Source organism: Mycobacterium sp., from assembly GCF_002863225.1.
GTDB lineage: Bacteria > Actinomycetota > Actinomycetes > Mycobacteriales > Mycobacteriaceae > Mycobacterium.
This window is the reverse complement of record NZ_PKEK01000079.1, coordinates 41,306-60,859: the sequence shown is the minus strand read 5'-3', so window position 1 is coordinate 60,859 and position 19,554 is coordinate 41,306. Positions and strand designations below refer to the sequence as shown.

Here is a 19,554-nt window from a genome sequence, read left to right as displayed (position 1 = left end):
GTGTTCCTCGCTTAGGTAGTCGTGACCAGCTCGTTGACCTGCTGACCGCGCATCCGCTGAGAGATCACCGTGGTGATGCCGTCGTCTCGCATCGTCACCCCGTACAACGAGTCAGCGACCTCCATGGTCGGCTTTTGGTGCGTGATGACGATCAGCTGGGACTTGGCCCGCAGCAGCTCGAACAGGCCGATCAGCCGCCGCAGGTTGGTGTCGTCGAGGGCCGCCTCGACCTCGTCCATGATGTAGAACGGCGACGGGCGGGCCCGGAAGATGGCCACCAGCATCGCTACCGCGGTCAGCGATTTCTCGCCACCGGACAGCAGCGACAGCCGCTTGACCTTCTTGCCGGGCGGACGGGCCTCGACCTCGATGCCCGTGGTGAGCATGTCGTCGGGATTGGTGAGCAGCAACCGGCCCTCACCGCCGGGGAAGAGCGACGCGAAAACCCCTTGGAACTCTCGCTCTACGTCGACATAGGCCTCGGTGAACACCTGCAGAATGCGGGCATCGACATCGGCGACCACATCCAGCAGGTCCTTGCGCGCGGCCTTGACATCCTCGAGCTGAGTGGACAGGAAGTTGAAGCGTTCCTCCAACGCGGCGAACTCCTCCAGCGCCAACGGGTTGACCCGGCCGAGCTCGGCGAGCTCACGTTCGGCGCGTTTGGCCCGGCGCTCCTGGGTGGGTCGGTCGAAGGGCAGCGGCGCCGGCGCAGTCACCTGCTCGCCTCGTTCGCGGGCCTGTTCGTACTCCGCCATTTCCAACTCGGTCGGCGGCAGCGAGACCTGTGGGCCGTACTCGGCGACAAGTACGTCGGGCGACATGCCGAACTGTTCGAGCACCATCTGCTCGAGCTGTTCGATGCGAAGCGCCGCTTGCGCTTTGGCGACTTCGTCACGGTGCAACGCCTCGGTGAGCACCCCGATCCGGGTGCCCAGAGTGTGCACCTCGTCGCGGACCGCGACCATCGCGACCGAACGCTGCTGACGCTCGGCGGCCAACACGTCGCGGTTCTGCGAGGCGGCACCGACCACCTGGCTCAGTCGGGCTGCCAGACGCCGACCGGCATCGGCCACGGCGGCAGCCACCGCCGCGGCGTGCTGACGCGCGGCGCGGGCCTGTTGTGCACGCACCCGCGCCTCGCGCTCGGCAACTGCGGCACGGCGGAGCGAATCCGCCCTTCCGCGAACAGCATTGGCCCGCTCTTCGGCGGTTCGGACGGCCAGCCGGGCCTCGACCTCGACACCGCGGGCAGCCTCGGCCGCAGCCGAAATCTGCTGACGATCAACGGGCTCGGCGCTGACGCTCTGGGTCTGTTCGACGTTGCCGAGCCGGGTTTCGAGCTCACCGAGCTCGGCGAGGGTGTCGGCGCGCCCGGTCTCCAGTTCCTCGCGCTGACGCATCAGGCGGTGCCATTCCTCGTCGGCGGCGCGGGCGTCCTGACCGAGTCGCCCGAGCTGCTCGTAGATCGCCGAGATCGCGGCGTCGGATTCGTTGAGCGCTGCCAGTGCCTGCTCGGCGGAGTCTTGGCGGGCGGTCTGTTCGCTCACCGCACCGGACAGTGCGGCGCCGAGCTCGCTGGTCTGCGTCTCTGCGGCGACGAGTTCGGCTCGCGCCTTGGCGATTTCGGAGGTGATCTCCAGCGTCGAGGGTTTGCGGTCCGATCCGCCGTTGATCCAGCCGGCCCCCACCAGATCGCCGTCACGCGTGACTGCACGCAAATGTGGCTGCGCGGCAACGAGATTCATCGCCTCACTCAAGCCGCTGACGACCGCGACGCGAGAGAGCATGGCCACCATCGCGCCACGCAGCCGGGGCGGTGCCTCCACGAGGTCGAGGGCCCAGCGCGCACCGTCGGGCAATACGCCCGCGCCGTCGGGGGCCTCCGCAGGCCAGTCACTCAGGACGATGGCGGCGCGGCCACCGTCAGCTTGCTTGAGCGCGAGCACAGCATCCGTTGCCGCGGTCGAGCTTTCGGCCGCCAACGCGTCTGCGGCCGATCCCAGCACCGCCGCCAGTGCCGCCTCGTAGCCGGAATGCACCCTGACGAGCTTCGCAATCGATCCCAAAAACCCTGCGCTGCCGTGATTCTGGGTCAGCCAGGCGGCGCCGTCGCGACGCTCGAGCCCCACCGCGAGCGCATCGATACGTGCCCGCAGCGACGCCACCTGCCGCTCGGCACCGCGCTCGGCGGTTTGCAGCTCGGCGACCCGCTCGTCGGCCGACCGTAGGGCGGCTACCGTCCGATCGTGGTGTTCGTCGAGACCGACTTCACCTTGGTCCAGCTCGCCGACCCGGCCCTGCACGGTCTCGAACTCGGCTTTGGCTTGTTGGGCGCGAGCGGCGGCGTGTTCGATGCGTTCGGAGAGCTTGGCGACACCGTCGTCGATCGACTCGACACGCGCCCGCATCGTGTCCACCTGACCGGTCAGCCGGGCCAGTCCCTCGCGCCGGTCGGCCTCGGCCTGCACCGCGGCCAGGTGGGCCTGTTCGGCCTCGGTGGCGTCTCGCTCCCGGTCGGCCAACTCCGCCCGGGCGGCGTCGAGCCGGGTACGGGTGGCGTCGAGCTCGGCGAGCAGCTGCCGCTCGGCACCGGCGACCTGCTCGGCCTCGGCCTCCAACTCGTCGGGATCGGGGCCACCGGTCGACGCTGTCTCGACGTCGAGATGCTGGGCGCGTTCGCTAGCGATGCGCACGGTCGCACTGACCCGTTCGGCCAAGGCGGACAACCGGAACCAGGTTTGCTGCGCCGACTCCGCCCGCTCGGACAACGCCGACAACGCCGCTTCGTGGGCGGCCAGTTCCTCGGATGCCACCGCCATCCGGGCCGAGGCCTCGTCGTGCTCGCGCCGCAACGTCGCCTCGGCGTGGTTGGTGTTGTTGAGCTCGGATTGCCGGGTCACCACATCGTCGGCGGCGAGCCGCAGCCGGGCATCGCGCAGATCGGCCTGAATGGTCTGGGCGCGCCGGGCTACTTCTGCTTGTCGGCCGAGCGGTTTGAGCTGACGACGCAGCTCAGTGGTCAGGTCGGTCAGCCTGGCCAGATTCGCCGACATCGACTCGAGCTTGCGGACCGCTTTTTCCTTGCGCTTGCGGTGCTTGAGCACGCCGGCGGCTTCTTCGATGAACGCCCGGCGGTCTTCCGGCCGCGATTCCAGGATCTCGTTGAGCTTGCCCTGCCCGACGATGACGTGCATTTCGCGGCCGATCCCGGAGTCGCTCAGCAGTTCCTGGACGTCCATCAAACGGCAACTGCTGCCGTTGATTTCGTATTCGCTGGCTCCGTCGCGGAACATCCGCCGGGTGATCGAGACCTCGGAGTACTCGATCGGCAGGGCGTTGTCGGAGTTGTCGATGGTGACCGTCACCTCGGCGCGGCCCAGCGGAGCACGTGACGAGGTGCCGGCGAAGATGACGTCTTCCATCTTTCCGCCGCGCAGTGTTTTGGCGCCCTGCTCCCCCATCACCCAGGCCAGTGCGTCGACCACGTTGGATTTGCCGGACCCGTTCGGCCCGACCACCGCGGTGATGCCGGGCTCGAACCGCAGAGTCGTCGGCGACGCGAAGGACTTGAAGCCCTTGAGCGTCAGACTCTTGAGGTACACGGCGTGCCAGACTACCCGTCCGGTCACGATGCAGAAGGCGACGCGCGTTCGACGTGAGAGCCGGACTTGCGGCCGTCGGGCGACGACGCGGGACGCGACGCGTCCCAGGGGCCTAACGCTCGGAGAAGTCGCTGATCGCTTCCCCGGGCGGCGACCAGTCGGCGACCACGGTGTCGACACTGCCCGGCGTGTTTCCGCTCTGCAACAGGCGTAACAGCTGTTCACAGGCGTCACGCGATCCCTGCGCGACGACGAACACCCGGCCGTCGGGACGGTTGGCGGCGTAGCCGGTCAGACCGAGCTCCAGCGCGCGGGATCGGGTCCACCAGCGAAAGCCGACGCCCTGCACCCGCCCGTGCACCCAGGCGGTCAGCCGGGCATTGTCACTTTCGGTCATCGACAACGTGGAACTCGACCTTGGTTCCCGCCTTCAGCGTCCGCCCCACCGTGCACACCTGGTCGACAGCGCGCTGGACCACGGTGAGCAGGCGCGACTTCTCGGCGTCGTCCAAGCCCGAGAGGTCGACTTCGAGCGCCTCCCGGAGCAGCGGGTACACCTCTTGCTCGCGGTCCGCGTCGCCGGACACCCGAACGGTGGCCGGGTAGTCCTCGCCCAGTCGACGGGCCAGCGGTGCGTCGCTGGACATTCCGCTACAGGCAGCGAGCGCGATTTTCAGGAGTTCTCCCGGGGTGAACACGCCCTCGACATCCTCGGAGCCGATCAGCACCTCGGCGCCCCGCGAGCTACGGCCGGTGTAGCGCCGCACTCCGGTGCGCTGCACCCACAGATCCGTCATCGTTCATTTGTACCGAACACGCGGCCGAGGTTGGCGACGCGCCGGTTGGTCTCAGTCGCGCAGGGTACGACCGTGCACGTCGCGGACATTGCCCGTCAACATCATGATCGCGTCGACGAACGGCCAGATCCCCCCGATTCCGCAGGTCGCCAGGGTCACCAGAAGTTGCGCGACGCCGATCCCGGTGTAGCCGAGGTAGAAACGGCCGACGCCGAACCCACCCAGGAACAACTCGAGTAGGCCGGCCGTGAGCTTGCTCTTGTCCGACAGCGGCTGACCGTAGGCATCCAGATAGGGAAGGCCCGGCGGATAGGGCATGCCGGGTTGGCCGCCGACCGGATAGTGCGGCTGCCAGTTGGGCTGCCCGCCAAACGGGGGCGCATAGGGATCCTGCGGCGTCGACGGGTATTCGTAGGCGTGCGGTTGATCGGGATCGGTCATGTGCCTGATGATGACGCAAAACTGCGCATCCGTGTGACAGTCGGTCAAGCTCGGGGTCGGGGCTGGCAGCGAGGGCAGTAGAACGACGAGCGGTTCATGAATTTGTCCCGGCGGATCACCGCGCCACAACGCTTGCAAGGCTTGCCTTCTCGGCCATAGACGTTCAGCGAACGGTCGAAGTACCCGGACTGCCCGTTGACGTTGACGTACAACGAGTCGAACGAGGTGCCACCCTGCGCCAACGCGTCGCGCATCACCTCGGCGGCGGCCCCCAACAGTGCAGTCAGCTGTGGGCGGGTCAACTTCTCGGCCAGCCGGGCGCCGTTGATCTTGGCCCGCCACAGTGACTCGTCGGCGTAGATGTTGCCGATCCCCGACACCACGGTCTGGTCGAGCAGTTGGCGCTTGATCTCAGAATGCTTGCGCCACAATACCTTTACCACCGCGTCAACGTCGAAACGTGGGTCCAGCGGGTCACGCGCGACGTGCGCGACCGGTGTCGGGACAACACTGCCGTCGACGGTGACCAGGTCGGCCAACAGCCAGCCGCCGAAGGTTCGCTGGTCGACGAAGCTCAATGTGGTGCCGTCGTCCAGGAGCGCGGCGATGCGCAGGTGGCCGGCGTTGGGCACCTCCCCGAGCAGCATCTGTCCGCTCATCCCGAGGTGCACGACCAACGCCTGCTCGTCACCACTCGGGCCGTCCAGAATGAGCCACAGGTACTTGCCGCGCCGATCGCTTCCGGTGATCCGCGCGTCCAGCAGCCGCGCCGTCAGGTCGGCCGGCCCGGCTTCGTGACGGCGGACGGCGCGCTGGTGGTGGACTCGCACCGCGGTGATTGTCTTGCCGACCACATGGGCCTGCAGTCCGCGCCGCACCACCTCGACTTCGGGTAGCTCGGGCATTCAGCCGGCTGTTTCCCCGGAAACCGCACTGTCGAGCTGGTTCAGTGCCTGGCATGCCTGCTCGGCCGCCTTCTGCTCGGCCTCCTTTTTGGTGCGGCCGACCCCGGACCCGTACGAGGTGTCCCGCACCACCACCACCGCGGTGAACTCGCGCTTGTGGTCGGGCCCCGTCGCGGTCACCTGATAGGACACCGCGCCGAGGCCGCGTGCAGCGGTCAACTCCTGCAGGCTGGTCTTCCAGTCCAAAAGCCCGCCGGCGTTGAGCAATTCGCTGAACAACCGCAGGATGACCCGCCGCGCGGCCTCGATGCCACTGTGCAAATAGATTGCGCCGAGCAGTGATTCGAGGCTGTCGGCCAGGATGCTGGATTTGTCTGAGCCGCCGGACTTCAGTTCGCCGCGGCCCAGCAAAAGGTGCGCACCGAGCCCTTGCTCGGTCAACGAGCGCGCGACATCGGCCAACGCCTGCGTATTGACCACGCCGGCACGCATTTTGGCCAAGTCGCTCTCCGGGCGCTCCGGGTGCCGGTGGTAGAGCTCGTCGGTCACGGTCAGGCCCAGCACCGCGTCACCGAGGAATTCCAGCCGCTCGTTCGTGGGCAGGCCGCCGTGCTCGTAGGCATAACTGCGATGTGTCAGCGCCAGAGTCAGCAGCGCCTCCGGTAGATCGACCTCGAGCGCGTCGAGAAGATCACTCATCACTGATTCCGTCGCTGTCTGTTTCCAGCAACGTGGAGAGCTTCGCCCATCGCGGGTCGATCTGATCGTGGTGATGATCCGGCTCGGCGGTGGCCAGCGCGACACCGCACGTCGGGCAGAGCCCCGGGCAGTCGTCCCGGCACAGCGGCGAGAACGGCAGCTCCAGACCCACGGCGTCGATGATCGGCTGCTGCAGATCGACGGTGTCGCCGACGACCCGCCCCACCTCGTCCTCGTCCGTGGTGGCCTCGGTGAGGCTGTCCGGGTAAGCGAACAATTCGGTCACGTCGACGGTGATGGGCTCACTCAACGAGGTCAGACAACGCGAACATTCGCCGGTGATCGACGCCGCCACCGTCCCGCTGACCAGCACACCTTCGGACACCGATTCGACCCGCAGATCAAGATCCAACGGTGTACCCGCGGCAATGCCGACCATGCCCAAACCGATCCGCGCGGGGTTACCCACTGTCTCGCGAAGGGGGAACATTGCGCCGGGGCGACGGCCCAGCCGGGTGACGTTGACGACGAGCGGCGAATCCGAACGTGGTCGTGCTGCCTGGGTGTGCTGGCGCGCCATGTCCGCAATTCTACGGGCGTTTACCTACGACCCCGTCCTGTCGGCGGGATGACTAGCGCTGGGCGTAGTCGTGCACGCCCGCCGCCGTCCGCAGCTGGTGGCGGCCGCGGTTGACCGATCGCAGGGTGGTGTTGAGGTGCTCCTCGAACTCGGCGAGCTTGCTGTCGACGTAGATGTCGCACTCGCCGCGTAGGCGATCGGCTTCCGCGTGCGCGGTGTCGATCAACCGGGCGGACTCGGCGTTGGCCGATTGCACGACCTCGGTCTGCGAGACGAGGCGCTGCTGCTCTTTGATGCCCTCTTGGACGGCCTTCTCATAGGAGATGTTGCCGTTCTCGATGAGGCGGTCGGCCTCGGCCTTCGCACGGCTCGTCGCGGCCTCGTAGTCGCGCTTGGCCGATGCCGCGATGCGACTCGACTCTTCACGCGCCTCGCCCACCATGCGCTCGCTGTGCTGACGGGCTTCGCCGACCATCCTGTCTGCCTGGGCTTTCGCGTCGGAGAGAATGCGATCGGCTTCGGCGCGGGAGTGGTTGAGCAGCGATTCCGACTCGGTCGTCGCGGAGGACACCGTGGCGTCGGCGTGCGCCTTGGCTTCGTGCAGCAGCGAGTCGCGGGCGTCGAGGACGTCCTGGGCGTCGTCCAGCTCGCCGGGGATGGCGTCCTTGATGTCGTCGATCAACTCGAGCACGTCGCCACGGGGCACCACGCAGCCCGCGGTCATGGGGACGCCACGAGCTTCCTCGACAATGGCGCCCAATTCGTCGAGCGCCTCAAAAACTCGGTACACGGCAACACCCTCCCGGCTTCGTTGTTGTTACCAGTGTGCCTGGTGTTGCTTCTGTGACTGCGTTGCCAGGCCCGGTGTGTCGGGCTTTTAGGTCTCGAAAACGTCCCAATAACCTGCACACTTGATGTGATTATGGCGACCCCGGCGCGGTGGCGGCAATCCCGCATCGATCGGCGGGACTATCTGGAATACCCCTAGGGGGTACCTGGTTGGAGGTGCCATGACCGCCGCTCTGGTACACGCGTTGACCGTCACCGGGTCGATGACGTGGGAGATCCTGTGGGCATTGATTCTCGGCTTCACGTTATCGGCTGTAGTCCAGGCGATCGTGCGCCGATCGACCATCGCGACAGTGCTCGGGGACGACCGCCCCAAAACGTTGGCCATTGCGGCAGGACTGGGCGCCGCCTCCTCGTCGTGCTCCTATGCCGCGGTGGCGCTGGCCCGTTCGTTGTTTCGCAAAGGAGCCAATTTCACCGCTGCGATGGCCTTCGAAATCGGCTCGACGAACCTGGTGGCGGAGCTGGGCATCATCCTGGCCCTACTGATGGGTTGGCAGTTCACCGCGGCCGAGTTCGTCGGTGGTCCGCTGATGATCGTGGTGATGGCGGTGCTGTTCCGAATCGTCGTGAGCTCGCGACTCGTCGATGCGGCGCGTGAGCAGTCCGATCGCGGTCTGGCAGGAGCCATGGAAGGCCATGCCGCCATGGACATGTCGGTCCAGCGTGGAGGTTCCTTCGCGCGCCGGCTGGTGTCGCGGGAAGGCTTCACCTCCGTCTCACACGTGTTCGTGATGGAGTGGGCCGCAATCCTTCGCGATCTGATCATCGGTTTGCTGATTGCCGGTGCCGTCGCGGCATGGGTGCCCGAATCCTTCTGGCAACACTTCTTTTTCGCTGATCATCCGTCGCTGTCGGTGCTGTGGGGGCCCCTCGTGGGCCCGGTCGTGGCGGTCGCTTCGTTCGTCTGCTCGATCGGCAATGTGCCGTTGGCCGCGGTGCTGTGGAGCGGCGGCATCAGTTTCGGCGGCGTCGTTGCGTTCATCTTCGCCGACCTGCTGATCCTGCCGATCTTGAACATCTACCGGAAGTACTACGGCACCGCCATGATGCTGCGACTGCTGGGCACGTTCTACGTGGCGATGGTGGTCGCCGGCTATCTAGTTGAATTCCTCTTCGGCGCCACAGGTCTCATCCCGCCACGGCGCAGCGCCGCAACGATGGAAACCGGCATCTCGTGGAACTACACCACCTGGCTCAACATCGCCTTCCTCGCCCTGGCCGCTGTACTTGTCCTCCGCTTCGCCATCACCGGCGGCATCCCGATGCTCAAGGCGATGGGCGGCTCCCCCGACGCGACACACGACCACCATCACGACCACTGAACGATTCACCCAACTCCACCGGCAAAGGCCTACGGGTTTGCGCGCGACGACCCGCACAGGCCTGAGCCGCTGCGGTAACTCATGCCAAATTCACAGAGTTCACTTATCATGATGCGCAACAGATCGACGGGGCTGCCGCCCGGGAACCGGGGCGAAAGACAGGCGACGACCCAGCCGGTTGCAGGCGTTTTCGGCTGAGAGGTGACGGGCAGGTCCATGGCGGTGCGTGCGGCGAGTCGCCACGCCGAAGAGCAGTGCGTGGTCGACTTTTTGGACGCCGTGCCCCTGGCTCCGACGGCGTTGGTGATCGAGGGCGATCCCGGAATCGGCAAGACGACGCTGTGGCTCGGCGCGTTGGAACAGGCGCGCGAGCGCGGATTCACGGTGCTGGCCAGTCGCTCCGCCCGGGCGGAGTCCGTACTGGCGTACGCGACGCTGGCCGATCTGCTCAGCGGCATCGACGAGTCAGTCTGGGCCGATTTACCCCTTCCGCAGCAGCAAAGTCTGGCCGCGGCCCTGTTGCGGCATCGCGACCACGCCGGCCGAAGCGATTCCCGGGCGGTTGCCGCGGCATTTGTCGGAGTGCTCGATCGGCTGGCCGCACGCTCCGAGGGATTCGTCTTGATCGCGATCGACGACCTGCAGTGGGTTGATGTCTCCAGCGCCAACGTGGTTGCCTTCGCCGCCCGACGATTCCCGAGAGGCGTGGGCTTGGTGTGTACGACGCGCAGCGTCGAGGTCGCGGCCAGGGTCGAACTGGCTCAGCCCGACGCAGTTCGGCGAGTACGGCTGCAGCCGTTGACAGTTGGAGATCTGCATCGAGTATTGACACTGCGACTGGGATTTTCGGTGCCACGACCGACCTTGCTGCGTATTCATCAGATTGCGGGTGGCAACCCGTTTTACGGTCTCGAGCTGGCCCGTGAAATGGACACCATTACCGGTTCCGCTGAAGTGCCGCTGCCGGGCAGCCTCAACGAGTTGGTGAGCTCCCGGTTGAAACGCGTGGGAGACGACGCCAAAGAGCTGCTACTCGCGATGGCCAGCGTGCCGAACCCCACCCTGCGCCTGCTGGCTGACGCCACCGACAGTAGCGCCGAAGGTGTGCTGGAGACTCTGGGCGAAGCGGAAAATCAGGAATTGATCGCCATTGACGGGAACCGGCTTTCGTTCGTGCACCCGGTGTTGGCCCACGGCGTCTACAGCGATGCGTCGCCCCGGCGGCGGCGTGCCATGCACCGGAGGTTGGCCGAGCTGGTGGTCGAGCCGGAACTGCGGGCGCGGCATTTGGCCCTGTCGGATGCCACCGGGAACCGGGAAACCATCGAAGCTCTCGACGCGGGCGCCGAGATTGCACTCTCCCGAGGCGCACCGGCGGCCGCGGCCGAACTCCTGGATTTGGCAATCAATCTCGGTGCCGACGATCCGGCCCGTCGAATTCTCTGCGCGCTGCACTACTTCGCCGCCGGCGACACTGGGCGAGCGCGCCACTCACTCGAACAGGTGGTCGCCAGCCTGCCGGTCGGATCCCCTCGCCCCGAGGCCTTGCTTCACCTGGCCATGCTTCGATTGCACGAGGACGGGTTCATTGATGCAGCAGAGCTTTTGGAGAACGGTCTGCCGGATCGAGGTGCCGACGACCCGCTGCGGATCCGGATGCTGACCATGCTGTCCTACGCATTGTTCAATGCGGCCCAACACGAGCGCGCGCTCGACCGCGTCGAACAAGCCGTGACCGAAGCCGAGCAATTGGGTGTCCCGAGCCTGCTGAGCTCAGCGCTGGGAATGCACGAAATACTGGGTTTTCTCACCGGACGCGGTTTCGACCCGGCCACTATGGCCCATGCGGTCGACCTCCAAGACGACAGTCTGCCAATCCCACTGGCGTTCCTGCCCAGCATGCAGAGGGCGCTGTTGCGCGGCTGGACCGGCGAATTCGACCACGCCCGGGAGGTGCTGCGGGCCGCTGGACAGCGGTGTGTCGCGCTGGGCCAGGAGAGCGAACTGATATTCGTCGCCTTCTCCCAGGCGTTGATGGATATCTGGCGCGGTGATCTGCAGAGCGTCGCGATTACCGGAGACGAAGCCGTCGAGCGCGCAGCGCAACTCGGTGGCGACTTTCCCATGTTCATAGCGCTGACGATCCGCGGCGCGGCTGCCGCATATTTCGGCAGAGTCGACGACGCGACGAGCGACCTGGACGAGGCCATCGCCACGGCGCAACGCTGCGGATCGATGCGGATGGGCGAATGGCCGGCCACCTTGCGTGGATTCGTCGAGAACTCCCGCGGTGATCACCAAGCGGCCCTGCGCTTCCTCGAACCGCTGTTGGCCATGTCGCGGGCCCTGCCGGACGCGACCGAGATCATCGCGGCGTCGCACCTTCCGGAGACCGTCGAGGCGCTGGTCGGGGTAGGACGACTCGATGAGGCCGAATCGTATATCGACAGTCTCGAGGCAAACGGCCGCCGCCTCGATCGCGCCTGGATGCTTGCCACTGCATTGCGTTGCCGTGCAATGCTTCTCGCCGCACAGGGCGATGTGAGCACCGCTACCGAGATGGCCGAGCAAGCCATGGCTGAGCATTCGCGGCTTCCGATGCCCTTCGAGCGGGCCCGCACCCAACTGCTACTCGGGCAGCTCAAGCGGCGCCAACGCAGACGCGAGGCCGGCACCGTGACGTTGCGCGAAGCACTGCACACCTTCGAAGACCTCGGCACTGAGTTGTGGGCGGATCGAGCCCGAGCCGAATTGGCGCGTGGTACGTCGGGCCGGCAGCGCACTGTCGGGCTGACACCCTCCGAAACTCGGGTGGCCGAGCTCGCCGTAACGGGCATGACCAACCGCGACATTGCGGCGGCCCTGTTCATCAGCCCCAAAACCGTCGAGGTCAATCTCAGCAGGATCTACCGCAAACTCAAGATCCGCTCCCGCGTGGAGCTATACCTAGCCTGGCAGCCCGGCGACAGTGACAACGCGTAAAAGGTTGTCCACCAGACTAATCAAGCCGCGTCGTCACATCTTTGGCGCAGGGCTCGGCGTCGTCCGGACCCGGGTTGCCGGCGCGGTACAGCAGCCGTTTGAGCTGATGCCGATCAGCGACGCTGAGGTGAGCCAAAAGCTGTTCGTCGGCTGACGCAACGGCGGCCTCGGCCCGCTTGAGTAGTGCCTTTCCTTTTCGAGTGAGCTGGGCCGGTAGCGCACGCCCCGACGGCGCCGTCATGGGTCGTGTCACCAGACCCGATTCTTCGAGACCCTGTAACACCTGATTCATCGCTTGCGCGGTGACATGGGTATGGCGTGCCAACTCGGCGCTGGTGCGGCCCGGGTCGTCGTCGAGGATGCGCATGCAGACGAATTCTGGGAGCCCGAGCCCGAGCGGCCGCAGGGCTTGCAGAGCGTGCGGACGCAACCGCGCCATCAATCCGCGCACCAGGAAGCCCAGTGGTTGATCGTCGAATTCGCTCATCTCTCACATGCTGACACGCAAGTGCCGGCACCGGCACCGTATTAGCAAGCGCGTCGCGCGCCCGAGACGCGGTACCGACTCGCCTTTTCCTCCGGTGTATCAAGTTTCTTGACACCGATCTGCCCCTTGGGTATCAAGGAACTAGATATGCAATGTGGCGTTCGGCCACTCGGCCTGTCGCCGTCGATTGAAGGAGAACGAGGATGTCTGGTGGATTTTTTGGTGGCCCTGGTTGGGGTGGTCCCGGTTCCGGGGGTCCCGGATTCAGCGGCCCAGGATTTGGTGGGCCGGGATTTGGTGGGCCAGGTTGGGGCGGTCCAGGTTTCGGGGGCCACGGCTGGGGCGGGCCCGGCGGACCGGGCGGGCGTGGATTCGGTGGACGACACAAGCGAGTGGTCGTGGGCACCGCCGCCCTGTTGCTCGACGGGCCCGCGAACGCGGAGCAGATCGTCCAGCGCGTTTCGGAGGCCACCGGCGGAGCGTTCGCCCCGCCGCAGGAGATCGTCGAGCTCGCGATCGGCAAGCTTGCCGGCCGCGGCTTCGTGACAGTCAGCGACGGCGTGGCGACGCTCTCCGAGCTCGGCCGAAATGTATTGCAGTGGAAGGGTGTCAGTAGCGAGAGCATTCACGCACGCCTCGCTCAGGCCGGCAAGTTCGGCGACGTCGCCAAAATTCGGTGGGGCTTGTTCGAGCTCGCCGGGCTGGCGCGAACCATCCACTGGTCGGGCACCGATGCTCAAAAGGAAAAGCTCGCCGAAGCTCGAGCCAAGGTTCTGACGGCGATCACCGAAGCGAAGCAGTCTCTGCACGGCGCACTGGCCGAGAGCTAGACCCGTCAGATCGTCAGCGCGGCCGCGGCTTTGGCGCGGTCGCGCTGACGACTCAACGGCCCTTGGCGGCCACCTTCTCGGCCAGTCGGCGATTCACCGCGTCAGGCAGCAGTTCCGTCACGTCGCCACCCAGTAACGCGACTTCCTTGGCCAGCGACGACGACACGAACGAGTACCGGGCCGTGGTGGCCACGAAAAAGGTGTCCACACCGGCTACATGTTTGTTCATCTGCGCCATCTGCAGCTCGTACTCGAAGTCCGTGCCGGTGCGCAGACCCTTGACGATGGCCGTCATGCCGCGGGCTCTGACGAAGTCGACCACCAACCCCTGACCCGACTCCACCCGCACGTTGGGCAGGTGGGTCGTCGACTCCTCGATCATCGCGATCCGCTCGTCGATGTCGAACATGCCCTTCTTGGCGGGGTTGATCAGGATGGCCGCCACTACTTCGTCGAATTGAGCCGCCGCTCGCTCGAACACGTCGATGTGGCCCAGCGTCACCGGATCGAAGGATCCCGGGCATACCGCGCCGCTCATATGCGCCACTCCTCCGCATCGCTCCGCTCTGCATCGTCGTCGGCGGTCATGCCCAAGGACGCTACACGCCGAGTCAGAGCCGTTCGGCCAGCTCCAGCCGGGTGTCGCCGTAAATCCGCGGCTTCCACGGGTCCCAGCCATTCGGCCACGTCAACGTCACTCCCGCGGCCGCGCGCTCCACCACGACCATGCTTCCGCTCCGCACCCAGCCATTGGTCGCGAGCGCGCCGAGGAGCGCCTCGACCTCACTCGCGTCCACCTCGTAAGGCGGGTCAGCCAGCACGAGGTCGACCGGGGCGGTGGCGTTCACGGCGAGAACGGCGGCCGCCTGCCCGCGCCGTAGCGTCGCGCCGGGCAGCCCGAGTGCCGCAATGTTGCGTTCGAGCACAGTCGCCGCCCGGCGATCCGACTCCACGAACAACGCTGACGCCGCACCACGCGACAGCGCCTCGAGGCCCAGCGCCCCGGAGCCCGCGTAGAGGTCGAGCACCGCCAGTCCGGTGAAGTCCAGTCGCGCGCTCAGGATGTTGAACACCGCCTCACGCACCCGATCGGTCGTCGGTCGAGTGCCCCGCGGCGGGACAGCGATCCGCCGTCCGCCGGCGACCCCGCCAACGATGCGAGTCACGAGCGTCGACTCTCGCAGTCGAAGTCGATCGCGCTGCTCCGCTGATCGTCGCCGCCGGTCAGTCGAGTACCACCAGCAGATCGCCGCCCTCGACCTGAGCAGTGTCCGACACAGCCACCCGCTCCACGACGCCGTCGGCGGGCGCGGTGATCGGCGCTTCCATCTTCATCGCCTCGATCGTGGCGATGGTCTGGCCGGCATTGACCTTGTCGCCCAACGACACTCCGACGGTCACGACACCGGCAAACGGTGCGGCAATGTGGTTGGGATTGCCCTTCTCCGCCTTCTCCGCAGCCGGAACGTCACTGGCGATACTGCGATCCCGAACCTCGACCGGCCGCAGCTGACCATTGATGATGAACATCACCGTGCGCATCCCGCGTTCGTCGGGTTCAGAGATCGCTTCCAGCCCGATCAGCAACTCGACACCGGGCTCGAGTTGCACCCGGTGCTCCTCGTTCTGCCGCAGGCCGTAGAAGAACTGGTTGGCCGACAACCGCGAGGTGTCACCGTAGGTCTCGGAGTGGGCCTCGTATTCCTTTGTCGGCCCTGGGAACAACAGCCGATTGAGCGTGGCTTGGCGTTTGTACCCCTGTAGACCAAGCGCGGTCTCGTCCTCGGGGGTCAACTGCTCGACGGGCTTGGGCTCACCGCGGCCGGCCAGGGCCTTCGAACGCAACGGCTCTGGCCAACCGCCCACCGGGTCGCCGAGATCGCCGCGCAGAAAACCGAGCACCGACTCCGGGATGTCGAATTGTTCTGGATGCAAGGCGAACTCGTCGGCACTCAGGCCCGCTCCGACCAATGCCAGCGCGAGATCGCCGACCACCTTCGACGACGGCGTGACCTTGATCAGCCTGCCGAGCACCCGGTCCGCGCCGGCGTACGCCTCTTCGACTTCCTCGAACCGGTCCCCCAGGCCCAACGCAATGGCTTGCTGGCGAAGGTTCGACAGCTGACCGCCGGGAATCTCGTGGTGATACACCCGCCCGGTCGGGCTCGGAAGCCCGGATTCGAAGGGTGCGTAGACCTTTCGCAGCGCCTCCCAGTAGGGCTCCAGCGCGCAGACCGCCGCGAGTGACATTCCGGTGTCGTACTCGGTGTTGGCCGCTGCCGCCACGATCGAACTCAACGCAGGCTGACTGGTGGTTCCCGCCATCGGGGCCGATGCGCCGTCGACCGCATCGGCGCCCGCCTGCCAGGCTGCGATGTAGCTGGCCAGCTGACCACCCGGTGTGTCGTGGGTGTGCACGTGCACCGGCAGGTCGAACCGACTGCGCAACGCGCCGACCAAGAGTCGTGCGGCTTGCGGCCGCAGCAGGCCCGCCATGTCCTTGATGGCCAGCACATGGGCTCCGGCTTCGACGATCTGATCGGCCAGTTTGAGGTAGTAGTCCAGCGTGTAGAGATTCTCGGCCGGATCGGACAGGTCTCCGGTGTAGCACATCGCGACTTCGGCTATCGCAGAACCTGTTTCGCGAACCGCGTCGATTGCGGGGCGCATCGACTCGAGGTTGTTCAACGCATCGAAGATCCGGAAGATATCGATACCCGTCGCGGTCGCTTCCTCCACGAACGCCGAGGTGACCAACTCCGGATACGGTGTGTAACCAACGGTATTGCGGCCCCGCAGCAGCATCTGCAGACAGATGTTGGGCATCAATTCGCGCAACTCCGCCAAGCGCTCCCAGGGGTCTTCTTTGAGGAACCGCAGCGCGACGTCGTAGGTCGCGCCACCCCAGCACTCGACGGACAACAGTTGCGGCATCGTCCGCGCGATGTAAGGCGCCACCAGCCCCAGTCCGCTGGTGCGCACCCGGGTTGCCAACAACGACTGGTGGGCGTCCCGAAAAGTCGTGTCGGTCAAGCGAACTCCGGACGAGTCGCGTAGCCAACGGGCAAAGCCTTCCGGCCCTAGTTCGGCCAGGAGCTGCTTGGTGCCGGCCGGCGGCACCTTGGTCAGATCGACATCGGGCAACTTGTCCTGCGGGTACAGCGCCGACGGTCGCGATCCGTGTGGCTTGTTGACGGTCACGTCGGCCAGATAGTTGAGGATCTTGGTGCCACGATCGGCCGATGATCGAGCGGTGAGCAGCGCAGGGCGTTCTTCGATGAACGAGGTGGTGACGCGGCCGGCCTGGAAGTCTGGATCGTCCAAAACTGCTTGCAGGAAAGGGATATTCGTCGACACACCACGGATCCGGAACTCCGCGATCGCCCGCCGCGCCCGGTTGACCGCGGTGGTGAAGTCGCGGCCCCGGCAGGTGAGCTTGACCAGCATGGAGTCGAAGTGGGCACTGACCTCAGCGCCGAGGTTGGTTCCGCCGTCGAGACGGATACCCGCACCACCCGGGCTGCGGTAGGTGGTGATCCGTCCGGTGTCCGGCCGGAACCCGTTGGCCGGGTCTTCGGTGGTGATCCGGCATTGCAACGCGGCACCGCGCGGGCGAATGTCGGCCTGCCGGAGACCTAGATCGTCGAGTGTCTCGCCGCCCGCGATGCGTAGCTGGCTGGAGACCAGGTCGACGTCGGTGATCTCCTCGGTGACGGTGTGCTCCACCTGGATTCGGGGATTCATCTCGATGAAGACGTGATGACCCCGCTCGTCGAGTAGGAACTCCACGGTGCCCGCGTTGCTGTATCCGATGTGGCGGGCGAAGGCGACCGCGTCCGCGCAGATCTTGGCGCGCAATTCTTCCGGCAGGTTCGGGGCCGGCGCCAATTCGACGACCTTCTGGTGGCGGCGCTGCACGCTGCAGTCGCGCTCGTAGAGATGAATCACGTTGCCGTGGGTGTCCGCGAGAATCTGAACTTCTATGTGGCGTGGGTTGAGCACCGCCTGCTCGAGGTAGACCGTCGGATCCCCGAACGCCGATTCGGCCTCGCGGCTGGCAGCTTCGATGGCCTCCGGCAGCGACTCGGCCTCGGTGACGCGCCGCATTCCGCGGCCTCCGCCGCCGGCGACCGCCTTGACGAACAACGGGAATTCCATGTCGGCCGACGCCGCCACCAGCTCGTCGACCGACGAGGACGGTGCCGACGAGGTCAGGACCGGCAGACCCGCCTCGCTGGCCGCGGCAACGGCACGAGACTTGTTACCGGTCAACGAAAGAACGTCAGACTTGGGGCCGACGAACGTGATGCCGTTCTTGGCGCATTCGGCGGCCAGTCGCGGATTCTCCGAGAGGAACCCGTAACCCGGGTAGACCGCATCGGCACCGGAGCGGCGCGCGGTCTCCACGATCTCACTGACCGACAGATATGCCCTGACCGGGTGGCCGACCTCACCGATTTGGTAAGACTCGTCAGCCTTCAAGCGATGCAACGAGTTTCGGTCTTCGTACGGGTAGACGGCGACGGTGCCGACACCGAGTTCGTAGGCGGCCCTGAACGCCCGAACGGCGATTTCACCGCGATTGGCGACCAGCACTTTAGAGATCACGTACGTCCTCTTCGGTTTCAGGTGGGCGGGTTGTTCAGACCAGCGTGGACCAGTAGTCCCAGAACCGGGCCACAATCAGCAGGAAGACTGCGGTAAACCAGATGGTGGCAATCGACCACCGCCAATGATGTAGTGAACGCGCGATCGCTCCGCCGCGAACCTCACCGCCGGAGCGGACGGTGACGGAAGCGACCACCACCAGCAGCGAGATGGTGGCCACCCACACCACCATGCAGTACGGGCACAGCGCGCCGATCCGATAGAGGCTCTGAAAGATCAGCCAGTGCACAAACCCGGCGGCGGCCAGCGTTCCCAGCGTCAGCCCAACCCAATACCACCGCGGCAAAGCCACATTGGCCAGTGTCAAGACGCCGGTGACGGTGACGACGGCGAATGCGGCGATGCCGATCAACGAATTCGGAAATCCAAAAGCCGACGCCTGCGGTGTGGTCATCACCGAGCCACACGACACGATCGGGTTGATGTTGCACGACGGCACGTACGACGAGTTGAGCAACATATCGATCTTCTCGACGGTCAGCGTGACTGACGCGACCAGGCCGGCTACCCCCGCGATGAGGATCCACAACCCACTCGCCCGTGACACGGTCGACAAAGGGCTGGGGCCTTTCGAATGTTCAACCGGCCCATCAGGTTTCGCCGACGCCGTCGTCGTCACGAGGCTGCTGGGGTCGCAGCCGAGTCGATTCCCGGGACGTCCCCGACGATTCCTTTGATCTTGGTGACCAAATCCTGCGGTGTCGTCCACTGGTAATCCTGGCCGTTGATGCGGACCGTCGGGGTGGCGTGAATGCCCGCGGACGTGATCAGACCGTCGACCATCGGAATGTATTTACCGTCCTTGATGCACTGGGGAACTTTGCCGACCACACCCGCTTCGCGCGCCAACTCGGTCAGTTTTGCGTTGTCGGGGAACGACGTTCCGGCCTCGTCGGGCTGAAGGTCCTTGGAGTACAACGCGGTATGGAATCGCCGGAATGCGTCGACCGACTCGTCGGCAATGCAGTATGCGGCGTTGGCAGCCCGCGACGAGTACTCCTGGTTCTGCGGTCTGCTGAGAAAGCCCGTCATGTAGTAGTCAGCGGCGATGGCGCCGTCGTCGATCAGCTTGGACACCGTCGGGCCGAAGCTCCGCTCGAAGTTGCCGCAAGCCGGGCAGAGGAAGTCCTCGTAGAACGAGACCACGGCTTTCGGGTCGTGGCCGCCTTCCTTGGTGACCAGTTTGCTCGACGTCACCCGGATCGCCCGGGCGCCGTTGGCGGCCGTCTTCTTGTCGTGGGAGATCACGATGTACCCGACCAGCACGACGGCGAACAGCACCACGATCGATGTGAGACCGATCCTGACCAGCAGGTCGCGTCGCCGTCCGGCGGCGTTCAGGTCGTATTTGGCGGGTCGGTTTGATTTGGCGGCCACGGGCTAACT

17 protein-coding genes are annotated in these 19,554 nt (G+C 65.9%); 3 read left to right on the top strand and 14 right to left on the bottom strand.

Translation table 11 applies throughout. The annotated features are described in order from the left end of the window. Positions 1–11: 11 nt before the first annotated feature. The 8 genes from smc to sepIVA form a co-directional block, all read right to left on the bottom strand. Positions 12–3,605 (bottom strand): chromosome segregation protein SMC, encoded by a 3,594-nt coding sequence (gene smc / locus CYU59_RS23970; protein ID WP_293003678.1) that lies wholly within the window; start codon positions 3,603–3,605, stop codon positions 12–14. 112 nt (positions 3,606–3,717) lie between these two features. Continuing rightward, the gene (locus tag CYU59_RS23965; RefSeq protein WP_293003535.1) at positions 3,718–4,002 is read right to left on the bottom strand and encodes an acylphosphatase; all 285 of its coding nucleotides are present in this window, start codon (positions 4,000–4,002) and stop codon (positions 3,718–3,720) included. Then, complete coding sequence (locus CYU59_RS23960; protein ID WP_293003533.1) at positions 3,989–4,402, bottom strand: OsmC family protein; 414 nt, start codon at positions 4,400–4,402, stop codon at positions 3,989–3,991. Before CYU59_RS23960 ends, CYU59_RS23965 begins: the two co-directional genes overlap by 14 nt. Positions 4,403–4,453: 51 nt before the next feature. Then, positions 4,454–4,843, bottom strand: coding sequence for a TM2 domain-containing protein (locus CYU59_RS23955; protein ID WP_293003531.1), 390 nt, complete (start codon positions 4,841–4,843; stop codon positions 4,454–4,456). A 44-nt stretch (positions 4,844–4,887) separates the two neighbouring features. Beyond that, entirely contained in the window at positions 4,888–5,748 is an 861-nt protein-coding gene (gene mutM / locus CYU59_RS23950; RefSeq protein ID WP_293003529.1) for a DNA-formamidopyrimidine glycosylase, read from the bottom strand. After that, complete coding sequence (gene rnc, locus CYU59_RS23945) at positions 5,749–6,447, bottom strand: ribonuclease III (RefSeq protein WP_293003527.1); 699 nt, start codon at positions 6,445–6,447, stop codon at positions 5,749–5,751. Beyond that, positions 6,440–7,027 carry a DUF177 domain-containing protein gene (locus tag CYU59_RS23940; RefSeq protein ID WP_293003525.1) on the bottom strand — a complete coding sequence of 196 codons (588 nt, stop codon included), beginning with the start codon at positions 7,025–7,027 and terminating at the stop codon, positions 6,440–6,442. The genes rnc and CYU59_RS23940 overlap by 8 nt, the downstream gene beginning before the upstream one ends. A 52-nt stretch (positions 7,028–7,079) precedes the next feature. Beyond that, complete coding sequence (gene sepIVA / locus CYU59_RS23935; RefSeq protein WP_293003523.1) at positions 7,080–7,817, bottom strand: cell division protein SepIVA; 738 nt, start codon at positions 7,815–7,817, stop codon at positions 7,080–7,082. A gap of 220 nt (positions 7,818–8,037) precedes the next feature. Between sepIVA and CYU59_RS23930 the strand changes: the two genes are divergently transcribed. Both CYU59_RS23930 and CYU59_RS23925 read left to right on the top strand, forming a co-directional pair. Then, positions 8,038–9,201: a permease gene (locus CYU59_RS23930; protein WP_293003521.1), complete on the top strand. Its 1,164-nt coding sequence runs from the start codon at positions 8,038–8,040 to the stop codon at positions 9,199–9,201. A 216-nt stretch (positions 9,202–9,417) separates the two neighbouring features. After that, the gene (locus tag CYU59_RS23925; RefSeq protein ID WP_293003519.1) at positions 9,418–12,183 is read left to right on the top strand and encodes a LuxR C-terminal-related transcriptional regulator; all 2,766 of its coding nucleotides are present in this window, start codon (positions 9,418–9,420) and stop codon (positions 12,181–12,183) included. A 16-nt stretch (positions 12,184–12,199) separates the two neighbouring features. Here the strand turns inward: CYU59_RS23925 and CYU59_RS23920 are convergent, their stop codons facing one another. Beyond that, positions 12,200–12,670: a MarR family transcriptional regulator gene (locus CYU59_RS23920; RefSeq protein ID WP_293003517.1), complete on the bottom strand. Its 471-nt coding sequence runs from the start codon at positions 12,668–12,670 to the stop codon at positions 12,200–12,202. A 203-nt stretch (positions 12,671–12,873) separates the two neighbouring features. Here CYU59_RS23920 and CYU59_RS23915 point away from each other — a divergent pair, with 203 nt between their 5' ends. Next, positions 12,874–13,500 carry a hypothetical protein gene (locus tag CYU59_RS23915; RefSeq protein ID WP_293003515.1) on the top strand — a complete coding sequence of 209 codons (627 nt, stop codon included), beginning with the start codon at positions 12,874–12,876 and terminating at the stop codon, positions 13,498–13,500. Positions 13,501–13,552: 52 nt separating this feature from the next. Here CYU59_RS23915 and coaD read toward each other — a convergent pair whose 3' ends face one another. The 5 genes from coaD to CYU59_RS23890 form a co-directional block, all read right to left on the bottom strand. Next, the gene (gene coaD / locus CYU59_RS23910) at positions 13,553–14,038 is read right to left on the bottom strand and encodes a pantetheine-phosphate adenylyltransferase (protein ID WP_293003513.1); all 486 of its coding nucleotides are present in this window, start codon (positions 14,036–14,038) and stop codon (positions 13,553–13,555) included. A 73-nt stretch (positions 14,039–14,111) separates the two neighbouring features. Then, positions 14,112–14,666 (bottom strand): 16S rRNA (guanine(966)-N(2))-methyltransferase RsmD, encoded by a 555-nt coding sequence (gene rsmD / locus CYU59_RS23905; RefSeq protein ID WP_293003511.1) that lies wholly within the window; start codon positions 14,664–14,666, stop codon positions 14,112–14,114. Between the two features lie 58 nt (positions 14,667–14,724). After that, positions 14,725–18,108 carry a pyruvate carboxylase gene (locus tag CYU59_RS23900; RefSeq protein ID WP_293003509.1) on the bottom strand — a complete coding sequence of 1,128 codons (3,384 nt, stop codon included), beginning with the start codon at positions 18,106–18,108 and terminating at the stop codon, positions 14,725–14,727. A gap of 34 nt (positions 18,109–18,142) precedes the next feature. Next, positions 18,143–18,724 (bottom strand): vitamin K epoxide reductase family protein, encoded by a 582-nt coding sequence (locus CYU59_RS23895; protein WP_293003507.1) that lies wholly within the window; start codon positions 18,722–18,724, stop codon positions 18,143–18,145. A 59-nt stretch (positions 18,725–18,783) separates the two neighbouring features. After that, positions 18,784–19,545, bottom strand: a complete 762-nt coding sequence (locus CYU59_RS23890; RefSeq protein ID WP_293003505.1) for a DsbA family protein — start codon at positions 19,543–19,545, stop codon at positions 18,784–18,786. Positions 19,546–19,554: the final 9 nt, after the last annotated feature.

Coding starts and splice junctions, on each gene's coding strand:
- CYU59_RS23965 (WP_293003535.1), bottom strand. CDS start 4,002: ATGACCGAAAGTGACAATGCCCGGCTGACCGCCTGGGTGCACGGGCGG.
- CYU59_RS23960 (WP_293003533.1), bottom strand. CDS start 4,402: ATGACGGATCTGTGGGTGCAGCGCACCGGAGTGCGGCGCTACACCGGC.
- CYU59_RS23955 (WP_293003531.1), bottom strand. CDS start 4,843: ATGACCGATCCCGATCAACCGCACGCCTACGAATACCCGTCGACGCCG.
- mutM (WP_293003529.1), bottom strand. CDS start 5,748: ATGCCCGAGCTACCCGAAGTCGAGGTGGTGCGGCGCGGACTGCAGGCC.
- rnc (WP_293003527.1), bottom strand. CDS start 6,447: ATGAGTGATCTTCTCGACGCGCTCGAGGTCGATCTACCGGAGGCGCTG.
- CYU59_RS23940 (WP_293003525.1), bottom strand. CDS start 7,027: ATGGCGCGCCAGCACACCCAGGCAGCACGACCACGTTCGGATTCGCCG.
- CYU59_RS23930 (WP_293003521.1), top strand. CDS start 8,038: ATGACCGCCGCTCTGGTACACGCGTTGACCGTCACCGGGTCGATGACG.
- CYU59_RS23925 (WP_293003519.1), top strand. CDS start 9,418: ATGGCGGTGCGTGCGGCGAGTCGCCACGCCGAAGAGCAGTGCGTGGTC.
- CYU59_RS23920 (WP_293003517.1), bottom strand. CDS start 12,670: ATGAGCGAATTCGACGATCAACCACTGGGCTTCCTGGTGCGCGGATTG.
- CYU59_RS23915 (WP_293003515.1), top strand. CDS start 12,874: ATGTCTGGTGGATTTTTTGGTGGCCCTGGTTGGGGTGGTCCCGGTTCC.
- coaD (WP_293003513.1), bottom strand. CDS start 14,038: ATGAGCGGCGCGGTATGCCCGGGATCCTTCGATCCGGTGACGCTGGGC.